The organism is Anabaenopsis elenkinii CCIBt3563, from assembly GCF_015245355.1.
Taxonomy (GTDB): Bacteria; Cyanobacteriota; Cyanobacteriia; order Cyanobacteriales; family Nostocaceae; genus Anabaenopsis; species Anabaenopsis elenkinii.
In genome coordinates this window covers 3,748,571-3,762,866 of record NZ_CP063311.1, presented here as the reverse complement: position 1 = coordinate 3,762,866, position 14,296 = coordinate 3,748,571, and the positions used below count along the sequence as shown (strand labels likewise).

Genomic DNA, 14,296 nt, shown 5'->3' with positions numbered 1-14,296 from the left:
CTGGAGATAAAAATTACGGATCAAAATTTATCAAAGAATCTCTGGGTTGATTTATGTTACGGAACTGGTGGTTTAGATTACTAACAATATCCCTAGGAGTCTGGTTATTGCTGGATTTGCTTGCGCACGTAGGAGCAGAAATACTCTGGTTTGAGAATATTGGTTATTTACAAATGTTCCTGCTGCGGATGGTCACTATGGGGGGACTGTGGATATTTGTAGCAGGTATCAGCGCCGCCTTTTGTTTGGGTAATCTTTACTTAGCTTACCGCCACCAGTACCCGCCAAACTATCCTTCCCTTGTGGTTGCTAGGTCAGTGGAACGGGTTCCCAAAAGTAAAGAACTAAAACTGGTCTGGGTGCTACCTATAGCAATAGTATTAACTTTCCTGCTGGCTTTAATTTTAATTCATTATAGCCAAATAGCAGCTACCTATTGGCATCCAGCCCGAGGTTTGGGTATGAATATCCGCGATATTCCCGTTAATCCCCCCTTATTTCGACCGGGACGAATTTGGGAGTTAATCAGTAACCTGATTTCCACTCCTTGGTATCTGGCTGTAATTGGGGGAATCATCATCCCCATCCTTGTATATCCTCATTTTCTCTTACGGGCGATCGCTGTAGTTTTCAGCCTTTTATTTGCTCACATCATCTCCCACAACTGGGGACAAATATTACAATACTTTGCCCCTACATCTTTCAACGCCACGGAACCACTATTTAATCAAGATATTAGTTTCTATATATTTTCCCTCCCCTTCTGGGAACTGTTAGAACTATGGCTCTTGGGATTATTTTTATATACCCTGATTGCTGTGGCTTTAACTTACCTACTCAGTGGCCAAAGTTTAGGTTCAGGGATATTCCCCGGTTTTTCTTCCCCACAACAGCGACACCTGTACGGGTTGAGCGGTTTATTTATGCTCTTAGTCGCCCTGAGTTATGGTTTAAGTCGTTACGAGCTAGTTTACTCCCAACGGGGTGTAACCTACGGTGCTAGTTATACCGATGTGACGGCTGTATTACCAGCTTATACTTTCTGCACCATCTTTGCTCTATCCCTAGCTTTTTACTTGCTATGGCGAACACTAGCTTGGAAACCCCAGTCTCGCTACCGGCGGTTTATATTTTACAGCCTAGGATTGTATTTAGTCGTAGTAGTCGCTGCTGATATTTTTCTCCCGACTGTAGTCCAATACCTGATTGTACAGCCTAATGAATTACAACGGGAACAACCCTATATCCAGCGTACCATTGCTTTAACTCGTCAAGCTTTCGCTCTGGAAGACATTGACGCTCAAACTTTCAGCCCTACAGGAGATTTAACAGAAGCAGACCTAGAAAAAAATGATTTAACAATTCGCAATATTCGCCTGTGGGACCAGCAACCACTGTTAGAAACTAACCGTCAATTACAACAAATTCGCCTTTACTACCGGTTTCCAGATGCAGACATTGACCGCTACACACTTTTTAAAGAACTCCCAGCGGGTTCTCCCTTAGTAGACAATAGACCCACGGAACGCAGACAAGTATTAATTGCAGCCAGGGAGTTAGACTATTCCGCTGTTCCCCAACAAGCCCAAACTTGGGTAAACCGCCATTTGATTTATACCCATGGCTACGGGTTTACAATGAGTCCTGTAAATACTGTCGGTGCTGGTGGTCTCCCAGAATATTTTGTTAAAGATATCGCCGGTAACAATGATTCCGCCCTCACCACCTCTAGTGAAGCTATTCGGGACAGTGTACCTATTGGACAACCCCGAATTTACTTCGGTGAAATAACTGATACGTATGTGATGACGGGAACCAGAGTTAGAGAGTTAGATTTCCCCAGTGGTAGCGATAATGTGTACAACATCTATGATGGTGTGGGGGGGATTCGTGTGGGTACGGGGTGGAGAAGATGGCTGTTTGCTATGTATTTAAAAGATTGGCAAATGCTATTTACTGAAGACTTTCTACCTGAAACTAAGGTATTATTCCGGCGGAATATTAAAGAACGCATTCAAGCGATCGCCCCTTTCCTCCAATTTGACAGCGACCCTTATTTAGTAGCTGGTGACGCAGGGGACACAGATTTTGAGAGTAACAATAATTATCTCTTCTGGGTGGTTGATGCTTACACCACCAGCGATCGCTATCCCTACTCTGACACAACTAATCTAGGGATAGCTGACCAGAAACAACAAATCAACTACATTCGCAACTCAGTTAAGGTCATCATTGACGCTTACCACGGTACGGTTAACTTTTACATTGCTGACAGCACTGACCCCATTATTGCCACCTGGAGTAAGATATTTCCCCATACCTTCCGACCCCTCACGGACTTACCTGTAAACCTCCGGGAGCATATCCGTTACCCCGTGGACTTCTTTAAGGTTCAATCGGAGCGCTTGATGACTTACCACATGACCGACCCCCAAGTATTTTATAACCGAGAAGACCAATGGCAAATACCTACAGAAATATACGGAGAAAAGAACCAACCGGTTAAACCTTATTACTTAATTACCAGTCTGCCTACAGTTAAGTTTGAGGAATTTATTTTACTCTTACCTTACACCCCTAAACAACGCTCTAATTTAATTGCTTGGTTAGCCGCCCGGTCAGACGGTGAAAACTATGGTAAGTTGTTACTGTATGTCTTCCCTAAAGAGCGTCTGGTTTTTGGTCCTGAGCAAATAGAAGCCAGAATTAACCAAGACCCGATTATCTCTCAACAAATTTCTCTCTGGAATCGTCAAGGGTCAAGGGCAATTCAGGGTAATCTGTTAATTATCCCCATTGAGCAATCTTTGTTGTATGTTGAGCCAATTTATTTAGAAGCTACTCAAAACAGGCTCCCCACCCTAGTAAGGGTAATTGTGGCTTTTGAGAACCGTATAGTCATGGCTCCTACACTCGAACAAGCTTTACAGGGAATTTTTCAGCCAGAGGTGACTCCCACCCCCGCCATTATCCGACCATTGGAGGATTTAGATACCCCTGTGGTGAATTAAAAACAATCCTTATTTTCTGGTTTTTCATCGGTGTGTTATCATGACCTGATTATAACATCAAGCTTAGGGCATGAAAAAGTTAACTGTCCGTTTTGCAGATGGAGAGTATGAAGGATTGAGGCAACTGGCGCAAAGTAAAGAGCGTTCTTTGAATGATTTAGTTAGAGAAGCTGTGAGACAGTACATCGAAAGAGAAACCAAGAGCTAATAAAGCTCTCAATGGGGTCTGGTTTCATCTCCCAACGGTTCGGTAGGATTGCTCACCCTGCTATGAAGTTTTGATAAGTTGCTAGTGATAGGGTAGTGTAGCATCACCCATATTTAGGAATAATATAGAACCGTCTAGCTCCTAGGGGCTAGCCAATATCAGTTAGAAAGGAAAAACACCAGGTGAGTGAAAATTTTGATTACGACTTAGTGATTATCGGTGCGGGTGTGGGTGGTCATGGCGCTGCTCTACACGCCGTTAGCTGTGGTTTAAAGACTGCGATTGTTGAAGCTGGGGATATGGGTGGAACCTGTGTAAACCGTGGTTGTATCCCTTCTAAAGCCTTGTTAGCTGCTTCGGGACGGGTGCGAGAGTTACGTAACTCCCATCACCTTAAATCCCTTGGGATTCAAGTAGAGCAGGTTACTTTTGACCGTGGGGCGATCGCCAATCATGCCAATAACTTAGTATCAAAAATTCAAGGCGATCTCACCAACAGCCTTAAACGTCTAGGTGTAGATATTATCAGGGGTTGGGGGAAAATTGCCGGGAGTCAAAAGGTAAGTATTACCACAGACAGTGGAGAAAAACATATTACAGCTAAAGATATAATACTTTCCCCCGGTTCTGTACCCTTTGTACCCCCCGGTATTCAAGTAGACGGCAAAACCGTTTTTACCAGCGACCAAGGAGTAAAACTAGAAACTCTACCCCCATGGATAGCAATTATTGGTAGTGGTTACATTGGCTTAGAATTTTCTGATGTTTACTCGGCTCTGGGCTGTGAAATCACGATGATTGAAGCACTAGACCAACTAATGCCAGGATTTGACCGGGATATAGCTAAACTCGCCCAACGAGTCTTAATTAATCCCCGGGACATTGAAACTAAGGTGGGAATATACGCCAAAAGAGTGATCCCCGGTACTCCGGTAGTCATAGAGTTAGCAGACTTCAAAACCAAGGAAGATATTGATGTTTTGGAAGTAGACGCTTGTTTAGTAGCTACAGGACGCATCCCCGCCACTAATAACCTAGGGTTGGAAACCTTGGGAATAGAACTAGACCGGCGCAATTATATCCCCGTAGATGACCATATGGCTGTACTGTCAGGTGGGGAGGTAGTCCCCCATGTCTGGGCAATTGGTGACGCCACTGGCAAGATGATGTTAGCACACGCTGCCTCGGCCCAAGGAATTGTGGCTGTAGAAAATATCATTGGTCACCCCCGCTCTGTGGACTATCGCAGCATCCCAGCAGCTGCATTTACTCACCCAGAAGTTAGTTATGTGGGTTTAACAGAAGTAGCAGCTCGGGAGTTGGGACAAGGGGTCGGCTTTGAGATTGCAACTACTAAGAGTTACTTTAAGGGGAACTCTAAAGCTTTAGCAGAAAAAGAAAGCGATGGTATGGCTAAAGTAGTGTATCGCCAAGACACTGGGGAGGTTTTGGGTGTTCATATTTTTGGGATGCACGCCTCGGATTTAATTCATGAAGCAGCAGCTGCGATCGCCAACCGTCAAGCCGTCCAAGACCTAGCTCATTTAGTACACGCCCATCCCACCCTTTCCGAAGTCCTAGACGAAGCTTATAAACGCGCCGTAGTTTAAACACTAGACCAGGGATCTATCTCTTACCTTGAGCCAGGAGTAACTCAGAACCTTAAATCATGGAAATTCGTCGCCGTTCTACCAACACTGCCATTAATGTCTCATTTTTACGGTATCAGTCTACCTTGCCAGATATACAACCAAATAACATTTTGGAAGAAATTATCTGGCATAAAGAAATCGAAGTTGACCAGATGCGGGAAAGGCGACCCCTGGTACAATTGCAAAAACAGGCACTCTCCGCACCCCCCACCCGTGATTTTATCGCCGCTTTAAGACAAGGAAACACCAAGCCAGCTTTAATTGCTGAAGTCAAAAAGGCTTCTCCTAGTAAAGGTGTTTTACGAGCAGACTTTGACCCCGTAGCCATTGCTCGGTCCTATGAAAAAGCCGGGGCTAGTTGTTTGTCTGTGTTGACTGATAAGAAGTTTTTCCAAGGCAGTTTTGAAAATTTAGCCCGAGTGCGTGCTACGGTGGATTTACCACTGTTGTGTAAGGATTTTATTATCTATCCTTACCAAATGTACTTGGCTCGTATTCAGGGCGCAGATGGCATTTTGTTAATTGCGGCTGTTCTGAGTGACCAAGATTTAGAGTACTTCCTGAAAATTTCTCACGCTTTGAAAATGACCGCTGTAATTGAGGTTCATAGTTTGGCAGAACTTGACCGGGTATTAGCTTTAGCTAAAAATTGGTCAGACTGCGGCAGAACCTGTGGGTTTTTGGTGGGTATCAATAACCGTAACTTAGAAGATTTTTCCGTTGATATTGAAACTACCTGTCAATTATTGTCTGCACGGCGGAGTCAATTACAAGCGCATAATCTTTTAGTGGTGAGTGAGTCAGGGCTACATACTCCCGAAGACCTGCATATAGTACACCAAGCTGGAGCAGCTGCGGTATTAATTGGAGAATCTTTAGTTAAACAACCAGACCCGGGTTTAGCGATCGCCAAACTGTTTGGTAACTCCCCAGAAGCATCTTTATAGACAAGAGGGCTGAGATTGAGATATTAATCTTAAGGTACACAGATAAGTCCGTAGTTTAACAGATGAGAACATGCTATAACTTGAAAGCAGAATTTTAGATAATTTCAACTATGCATAGGTTGCTGCAAAAGTCAAGTAAACCATAATTTTTATCTCTGATCATAAAATCTATCGGTTTAAAGACTATAGCAAAGTATTTTGTATGTATATGCAGATAAAACCTAAAATTCGCTCCCAAAAATTAAGTATCCACCTCCAGCTTTTAAATTTTATTCTTGTTTAGGACGAACACATGGACAATAAGCTGATGCTCATGATTCCTGGTCCCACACCAGTACCAGAGGCTGCTTTGTTGGCGTTAGCCAAGCACCCAATTGGACACCGCACTAGTGAGTTTAGTAACATTATGGCGGAGGTACTGGAAAACCTCAAATGGTTACATCAAACTCAAAACGATGTCCTCATGCTCAATGTGAGCGGTACCGGTGCAGTGGAAGCGGGAATTATTAATTTTCTGTCTCCAGGCGATCGGGTTTTAGTCGGCTCCAATGGTAAATTTGGAGAGCGCTGGGTAGAAATCGCTACAGCATACGGGTTGAATGTAGAAGCTGTGACCGCCGAATGGGGACAACCTTTAGATACAGCAGTATTTGCAGAAAAACTGCAAGGGGACACCCACAAGGAAATTAAAGCTGTGATTATCACCCACAGCGAAACCTCAACCGGTGTGTTGAATGACCTAGAAACCATCAACGGCCTAGTGAAAGAACATGGCCAGGCCCTAATTATGGTTGATGCAGTTACTAGTTTAGGCGCATTCAATTTGCCTATAGATAGCTGGGGGTTAGATGTGGTAGCTTCCGGCTCCCAGAAGGGTTACATGATTCCCCCCGGCTTGGGATTTGTTGCTGTTAGCCCCAAAGCTTGGGAAGCTTACAAAACTGCCACATTACCGAAATATTATCTTGATTTAGGTAAGTATCGCAAATCCGCCGCTAAAAACACTACTCCCTTCACCCCGCCTGTCAACTTAATAGTGGCTTTACACACTGCATTGCAAATGATGAAGGATGAGGGCTTAGAATCAATATTTGGTCGTCACCAAAGACTCAAAAATGCCACCCGTGCAGCTATGCGGGGCTTGAATTTACCTTTATTTAGTGCCGATGATTGCGCTAGTCCAGCAATTACCGCTGTAGCTCCCCTGGGTATTGAAGCTGAGAAAATTCGCTCATTGATGAAGAAGCGTTTTGATATTGCTTTAGCTGGTGGACAAGACCATCTGAAAAATAAAATTTTCCGCATTGGTCACTTGGGTTTTGTCAGCGATCGCGATATTCTCAGTTGTATAGCTGCTCTGGAAGTGACCCTGACTGAACTCGGCTACGAAAACTTTACGCCCGGTGCTGGTGTAGCCGCTGCAGCTGGTTATGTGTAAGCTAGACATTTAGTTAGCTTTTTTTATTGTTCAACTGTGTTCATAGGAAATCTCAAGCTTGTGGACAGAACAACCTCCGCTCAGGTGAGGAAACTCCTCTAAGTGAGTTGGCTGGATCAAGGAAGTATCCCAAGTGCTTGTAATCGTCGGAGTCTCAACATCCCGCATCACAGTATGTAACTCTCCGTCCCCAGTATATCCACCTAAAGCAGGTAGGTGAAGGGTCATCAATTTCCATTGAAATGATCAAGAGCGAGTTTACTGTTAAACTCGCTCTATCTGATAGCTTGCGTGGCGTAGCCATTGTCAATAAGTCAAAGTGGTAAGAGTCAATTCTTCCATCTATCAGCCTCGGTACAAGACACAACCGACGTGACATCCTCAATTCTCCGGTATGAAAGCCATACTTATACACACTAGAACCATGATTTCGGTCAAAAACTGTGCCCATCCCACTTATTAAGACCGGTTAGGACAATGCAAAACTTAAATTCCTGCTCTTATGCTGTCTCCAGCCAATCATAAATTTGTTCTAACTGTTCCAAAGTAATTAATCCATATTGCCAAAGAATCATTGGTAAAGGACCAGGATCCTGCTCCCGATGTCGCAGAGCCACAGCAAGAGAAGCCGAGGAAATTGACAAATCTTCCTCTAAAAAATGAATCAGTCGTGAGTATGTTGATGGTGACATTTGTAACTCACCCCCTTTAGTTGAATTTATCGTCATATAAAATTGTCATATAAACATTGAGCGTTTCTCAGTAACCAGGAGCTAATATTTGATTTTTAACTACTGATAGCTAGAATGGCTAACGCCACCCCACTCGATCAGAAATTCCAACATAATAATTGGCTAAAACTCTTCAAAATACCAGATTTCACCGCTTAAACTCCAAGATTGCTAATTCAAAGCACCACTGATATTATTGAGCATCATGTTTAATTTCATCACACATTTAGTCACAAATATTTCATAGCTAATACTCTCTTATCAGAGTCCGTTTACACTTACGCCAAAAGGAATATTTTTGGCATCCACATTAGAGAAATGTGATTATAGCTTGAAAATGCAAATTTTACTATGATGTAAACCAGGTAAATCCTACCTCCTCAAGTTACTTATTTGTACTTAAATAACCTTTGGCACACCAAGATATTCAGTCAGGATTCCCTCCAGGTAAATGGGGGAAATTTATCCCTCCTGATTTACCTGATCCAAGGACTCAATCTTGATCACATCACCATCCCGCAAATTTAATTCTGCGGCTCGTCCAGATCTTAATTCAATTACCATATCAATGGGCACATTAGGCCCGTAAGTAGGGCAAGGTTCCCTGGGACACGGAGGCGCAGAAGCCTCAATATATTGCACCACCCCATTTTGTAAAAATACCATATCCAGAGGAACTGGGACATTTTTCATCCAAAATCTCACAGGTTGTGGTGAGGAGAACTGAAATAACATCCCCTGATTATCTGGTAAAGGCGGACGATACATCAACCCCTTAGCCTGCTGTTCCGGTGTCCGCGCCACTTCCAATTGGATTATAGTACCATTAGACAGAACTGCTTGGGCTGAAATTGGTAGTATTTGACCGGTGGGAGCTGTTGTTTGGCTGCTGGAGATGGATGTGGTAGATTTTGCTGTGTTTCCCACAGAACAGCCTATTAGTAAAATACTCAGGAGCATCGGGACTACATTTAGCCAACGCATCATATATTTCTGGATGTGGTAATTTAAATTACAATTGAACGGAACTTCCGCTAAAAACTAATGTGTGATAGCCTCAGTAGAATAAACCATACATAGATAAAATTAATACTTTTACTTTGAAGAAAATCAAATGATGATCATTGTGATTCCTAGGGAAACTGTAGCCAAATATGTAAATTTTAGCTGCCAATTTCTCAGTTGAGCCGGAAGTTTTTCAAAAAGGTATAGAAAATATAGCACATAATAATATTTTCTCCCAGATGAAAAAAACTTGTAGCAGAAATCAACAAACTACAAATCAATCTATGGGCTAACGCCACGCTATCGCTATCAAATATATATCGGGAGGCTAATAGCCACAAACGGCCTAGCCATAGGCAACTGCAAAGCAGACAATGGCATCAATGGAATTTTATGTATTGAGGTCAAAGATCAAATTATGTCCTATATTTCCAGCACACCAGTAAACCTCAAAGTCCACATCCAAGGTGGAGGTTTCCCCATTCTATGTTTACACGGTCACCCTGGATATGGTCGTAACCTCTCGGTTTTTACCAATCACTTATCAAAACGGTATCAAACTTTCGCCCCTGACTTACGTGGCTACGGCAAAAGTCCTGCTAATGGCAATTTTGAGATGTTAGACCATTTGACAGACTTAGAGGCGCTCCTAGACCGGTTTAAAATTGAAAAATGTTTAATATTGGGATGGTCTCTGGGTGGGATTTTGGCCATGGAAATGGCATTACGACTACCACAACGCTTGACTGGTTTGATTCTCGTGGCCACTGCCGCCTACCCCCGTGGCAATCATCCCCCGATTACCTGGCAGGATAATCTATATACTGGTATTGCCGGGATTTTCAACTATATTCAACCCAGTTGGCAGTGGAATATAGATACCTTTGCCAAGCGATCGCTCTTTCGCTATTTGATTCAACAACATACCCCCACAGCTTACAATTATATTGCGGCCGAAGCACTACCAGCCTATTTACAAACCTCCCCATCCGCCACTCGCGCCCTCCACACCGCCCTGAAATCTGGTTACAATCGACTCACTGATTTACACCAAATTCACTGCCCTAGTTTAGTACTAGCTGGGGAGTATGACCGTCACATCACCGTACAGTCTAGTTGGGAAACGGCCCAACATCTGAAAAATAGCCAGTGGCGTTGTTATCCCAATACGGCACATTTATTTCCTTGGGAAGTTCCCCAACAGGTATTAAGTGACATTGATCTTTGGTTAGCAGCACATCCCCAGGTAGTGACAATGGATATATGAATTCACCACAGTACTAAGATGATGATAGTAATTGCAAAATCATTTGCAAAGGAATTTCTACGTAATCTTGACGATGGTTGAGTTCATGGTGAAGTTCCTCTATGGCTTTTTCTAACAGATAGGCAAATAACAGTACTTGTAGTTCGGCTGGGGTCTTTGGTAAAAAGTTGTGTTCCCCAGCAGTTGCTAAATAAGAATTGCAGAAGGCAGTACTCACCCAGATATACCAAAATTTTGCCCATTTTTCCATAATTGGCAAATTTCCAGCACGCACCATACCAGTTTCTATTTCACGACGCAAAACTTCAGTCACAGCATAATGGAAGGATACCAGCATCCGGGCTACATCTCTTAATGGCGATCGCTTGCGGCGGCGTTCATTCCAACTGCGGGCTGCCTTACCTTCAAAATGAGTGATAATAAAGTCCTTACCAGTGTACAGCAATTGCCCCAGATGATAGTCCCCATGATAACGAGTCCGCAAGGCGACAATTTTTTGATCCACAACTAAGTGGAAACGTGCCAAAATTTCCAGTTGCTGATTGAGTACATCTGTAGCTAACTCCTGGGTATGAGATGGTAAATCCTCAACCCGTTCTCTGAGTAATCGCAAAACTCGCCCTGTGAGGTTACGTGCATCTTGGTATATGGAACGTTGGTAAAATGATGAAAAGGGTTCCGGGACAAAGTCGGGATTATCTGTATCTCTAGCTAAGGCAATATGCAGTTCAGCTGTGGATTTACCTAATATTTCTATATTGGGAAGGTAAGAATTAATGGTTTGCGTCGCCAAGTCGGGAATCTCCCTTCTGTGTAAATCTAAGAGAGAACCTGATGGTACGGGAACTTCTGTAATCCCCGCCTGTTCTGTAGTCACCACATCAAAATAATGACGTAGGCTATCTACGGTATAATCCCAGCCGCTGCGAGTATCTTGAATTAACTCTTGTAATATACCTATAGTCATTGGTAGGTTGGAACTATCCGCAAATCTCTGATAGCTTCCCTGGCGTAGCCATTGGCGACCATACTCTAAAGCTCCCGCCACAGGTAAAAAATGTTGTAAGCGTTTTTTCTCCCCCAGAAACCGCCGGATTTCTAAATCCGGGTGCATACCTTCCTCAAATTTCCGGAAGAGTTTCAAACAGAGGCGCGAGCCATAAACTATATAAGTATTGGTTTGTTGTTCTTGCTTGACAACATTTGGTTCATGGTCGCCGTCTTCTGAGTATAAAAGACAAAATAAATCAGTGGTCGTGGCAAATAATTCTGCTTTTGTCCCTCTATATAAACGATGCTCCCTAATATCATCTAATAATGAACTCAAAAATTTCTGATCTACTAACGCATCAAATAAAATTCCTACTTCTGGAGTATTAACCGGGGGATTCTCCCTTTGCACTTGTAGACGTGAAATTACAGCCTGGGGGATTTCTCTCAACACCTCCATTGCTTCCTCACCTTCTGCATAAGCCAAAAACAATAGATAAGTTTCCCGGTGTCTATCAATGTAATCTACCTGCAACCAAACCATCTCCGCCAACTGCTGATTGTATGGTATGGTAATGTTTTCTACAATTTGTACTGATTGCACAGTTCTGGTTTTACCGCCAAACCATTTACAGGTATATAGGTAATCCCGCAGTGTTGATTCTAAAACGCCTTTTAACTCCCGTTGTGAAATCACATTTTCCCACCTTTGATTTACAACTAGGGTAGGTAACTCGCCTTGGGGTTTGGGGGGTTGAATCAAACTGGGTTGACGTTTGAGAATAAACCAGTAAAATCCATGGGGACTGAGACTGAGAAAATAAGGCGATTCTCCAATGGCTGGAAACTCAGTGTAACCAAAAACTTCCACCGGTACTAGTCCCTGGAAATCTGATAAATCTAATTCCGTAGTTTGTACATAATGAGATAAATTTGCGACTATGACGATATGTTCTTCTTCGTAGGTGCGGCTAAAAGCAAAAACTTTGCGGTTATTAGGGTGTAATAATTCAAAGTCACCTTTACCTAAAGCCTGAAAACGCTTCCGAGTCGCAATCAACCGTTTCATCCAATACCACAGAGAATTGAAGTTAGCCCTCTGTGCCTCGACGTTAACCGCTTCATAGTGGTATTCTGAGTCAATAATCACCGGCAAGTACAACCTCTGGGGATTACTACGACTAAAACCGGCGTTACGGTCAGAACTCCACTGCATAGGAGTGCGTACACCATTGCGATCGCCTAAGTAAACATTATCACCCATGCCAATTTCATCACCATAATAAATTACTGGTGTTCCCGGTAAAGATAACAACAAACTATTGAGTAACTCAATTTGGCGGCGGTCATTACCTAACAGAGGTGCTAGTCGGCGGCGGATACCTAAATTTAATCTCATTACCGGGTCTTGAGCATACACCCGATACATAAAATCTCGGTCTTCATCTGTGACCATTTCTAAGGTCAATTCGTCATGGTTACGCAAAAATAACGCCCACTGACAATTATCAGGAATATGTGGAGTTTGTTGTAAAATATCTACAATCGGGAAATTGTCTTCCATTTGTAGGGCGATGAACAAGCGCGGCATGAGAGGAAAATGAAAGTTCATATGACATTCATCCCCCTCTCCATAATATTTAGCTGCATCCTCTGGCCATTGATTAGCCTCAGCTAGTAGCATCTTGTCAGCATATTTAGCGTCAATGTGCGATCGCAATTTTTTCAGGAAAGCATGAGTTTCTGGGAGATTTTCACAGTTCGTCCCTTGCCTTTCATACAAATAAGGAACTGCATCCATACGTAATCCATCTACACCGATTTCTAGCCAAAAATCCAAAATATCAAATACCGCCTCTCTCACCAAGGGATGATCATAATTTAAATCTGGCTGATGGGAGTAGAAACGATGCCAATAATAAGCCTTAGCCACGGTATCCCAAGACCAATTGGAGGTTTCAAAATCCTGGAAAATAATTCGCGCCTCTTGGTATTTTTCCGGTGTATCACTCCACACATAAAAATCTCGCTCTTCACTACCTTTTGGGGCGCGGCGTGCGCGCTGGAACCAAGGATGTTGATCCGATGTATGGTTAATAATTAACTCAATAATCACCCGGATACCACGCTGATGGGCAGCATTCAATAAGTTTTTAAAGTCTTCTAATGTCCCATAGATGGGGTTAATACTGGTATACTCAGCAATATCATAACCATCATCTTTCAGTGGTGAGGGGAAAAAAGGTAGTAACCAAATAGCCGTAATCCCTAAATCTTGCAAGTAATCTAGTTTTTCTATTAGTCCCTGTAGGTCGCCAATACCATCACCATTACTATCAGCAAATGCACGAATAGGTACTTCGTAAATAATCGCTTTCTTAAACCATAAGGGGTCATCTTTGATGAGCAAGTCTGATATTCTCATTTAATCTATCAACTTTTAGTGATAAAATTCTTATTTATTTTTTTTATAAAAAAATTCTTAACTCACTTTTTCCTCTTCCCTCCTATCACAAAATACCTAAAATCATAAGTTTATCCATCTCACATAGGTAAGAGCATTAAAATAGCCATCATCAGCACTTAGTAATATAAGTGACAATAAATTTTACAACCTATTGCATGGAAGAGATATATTTCCTGCATTGCCGATAATCACTGACTTGTTAATCAAAGAGTCTCTCAATATCTATCTTCAGATAGATGACAGTGAATCCACAAGTGTTGAACGTTAACAAAAAGCCCATAAAAATAGCCCAAAATATGTTAGATTTTGGGCGAAGGATTAAAATATTTTAGTTTCACAATAATTATAAATTTATTTCCCCAAATTGTCAAAGATATCCTGAAAAGACTATCAAAAAATCATTATCCAGTATTGAACATTCATATGTTCTTTGACTCCTGACACCGCAGAAAATGAAAGGTCAGGTTCAGGTATGAAAATCAGGTTTCAGTATTAATAGACACCTTTTAAAGGGTAACACTCAACTTGCTGAAGCAGTCAAACAGTCGTAGTGTTCAGTATATGTAATTCATAAACTTGC

Annotated in this window: 9 protein-coding genes; 6 read left to right on the top strand and 3 right to left on the bottom strand. The window is 42.4% G+C overall.

The annotated features are described in order from the left end of the window. Positions 1-53 precede the first annotated feature (53 nt). From IM676_RS16420 to IM676_RS16400, 5 genes are all read left to right on the top strand, one after another. Positions 54-3,011, top strand: a complete 2,958-nt coding sequence (locus IM676_RS16420; protein ID WP_200987876.1) for a UPF0182 family protein — start codon at positions 54-56, stop codon at positions 3,009-3,011. A 70-nt stretch (positions 3,012-3,081) separates the two neighbouring features. Then, positions 3,082-3,219: a ribbon-helix-helix protein, CopG family gene (locus IM676_RS20240; protein ID WP_200987875.1), complete on the top strand. Its 138-nt coding sequence runs from the start codon at positions 3,082-3,084 to the stop codon at positions 3,217-3,219. Positions 3,220-3,401: 182 nt separating this feature from the next. Beyond that, positions 3,402-4,829 carry a dihydrolipoyl dehydrogenase gene (gene lpdA, locus IM676_RS16410; protein ID WP_200987874.1) on the top strand — a complete coding sequence of 476 codons (1,428 nt, stop codon included), beginning with the start codon at positions 3,402-3,404 and terminating at the stop codon, positions 4,827-4,829. 59 nt (positions 4,830-4,888) lie between these two features. Then, positions 4,889-5,818, top strand: coding sequence for an indole-3-glycerol phosphate synthase TrpC (gene trpC / locus IM676_RS16405; RefSeq protein ID WP_200987873.1), 930 nt, complete (start codon positions 4,889-4,891; stop codon positions 5,816-5,818). A 292-nt stretch (positions 5,819-6,110) separates the two neighbouring features. After that, positions 6,111-7,256 (top strand): pyridoxal-phosphate-dependent aminotransferase family protein, encoded by a 1,146-nt coding sequence (locus IM676_RS16400; protein ID WP_200987872.1) that lies wholly within the window; start codon positions 6,111-6,113, stop codon positions 7,254-7,256. Between the two features lie 500 nt (positions 7,257-7,756). Here IM676_RS16400 and IM676_RS16395 read toward each other — a convergent pair whose 3' ends face one another. Together IM676_RS16395 and IM676_RS16390 are read right to left on the bottom strand one after the other, a co-directional pair. Next, on the bottom strand, positions 7,757-7,984 hold the full coding sequence (locus IM676_RS16395) for a DUF2949 domain-containing protein (protein WP_200987871.1): 228 nt from the start codon (positions 7,982-7,984) through the stop codon (positions 7,757-7,759). Positions 7,985-8,449: 465 nt separating this feature from the next. Continuing rightward, entirely contained in the window at positions 8,450-8,974 is a 525-nt protein-coding gene (locus tag IM676_RS16390; protein ID WP_200987870.1) for a DUF192 domain-containing protein, read from the bottom strand. Between the two features lie 436 nt (positions 8,975-9,410). On the opposite strand from IM676_RS16390, the gene IM676_RS16385 reads away from it, so the two are divergent. Then, positions 9,411-10,259: an alpha/beta fold hydrolase gene (locus IM676_RS16385; RefSeq protein WP_200987869.1), complete on the top strand. Its 849-nt coding sequence runs from the start codon at positions 9,411-9,413 to the stop codon at positions 10,257-10,259. Between the two features lie 13 nt (positions 10,260-10,272). Here IM676_RS16385 and treS read toward each other — a convergent pair whose 3' ends face one another. After that, positions 10,273-13,674, bottom strand: a complete 3,402-nt coding sequence (gene treS, locus IM676_RS16380; RefSeq protein WP_404799802.1) for a maltose alpha-D-glucosyltransferase — start codon at positions 13,672-13,674, stop codon at positions 10,273-10,275. Positions 13,675-14,296: the final 622 nt, after the last annotated feature.

What these genes read in the sequence shown, in the direction of transcription:
- IM676_RS16395 (WP_200987871.1), bottom strand. Translation starts at nt 7,984, where the DNA reads ATGACGATAAATTCAACTAAAGGGGGTGAGTTACAAATGTCACCATCA.
- IM676_RS16385 (WP_200987869.1), top strand. Translation starts at nt 9,411, where the DNA reads ATGTCCTATATTTCCAGCACACCAGTAAACCTCAAAGTCCACATCCAA.
- IM676_RS16400 (WP_200987872.1), top strand. Translation starts at nt 6,111, where the DNA reads ATGGACAATAAGCTGATGCTCATGATTCCTGGTCCCACACCAGTACCA.
- treS (WP_404799802.1), bottom strand. Translation starts at nt 13,674, where the DNA reads ATGAGAATATCAGACTTGCTCATCAAAGATGACCCCTTATGGTTTAAG.
- IM676_RS16390 (WP_200987870.1), bottom strand. Translation starts at nt 8,974, where the DNA reads ATGATGCGTTGGCTAAATGTAGTCCCGATGCTCCTGAGTATTTTACTA.
- IM676_RS16420 (WP_200987876.1), top strand. Translation starts at nt 54, where the DNA reads ATGTTACGGAACTGGTGGTTTAGATTACTAACAATATCCCTAGGAGTC.
- IM676_RS20240 (WP_200987875.1), top strand. Translation starts at nt 3,082, where the DNA reads ATGAAAAAGTTAACTGTCCGTTTTGCAGATGGAGAGTATGAAGGATTG.
- trpC (WP_200987873.1), top strand. Translation starts at nt 4,889, where the DNA reads ATGGAAATTCGTCGCCGTTCTACCAACACTGCCATTAATGTCTCATTT.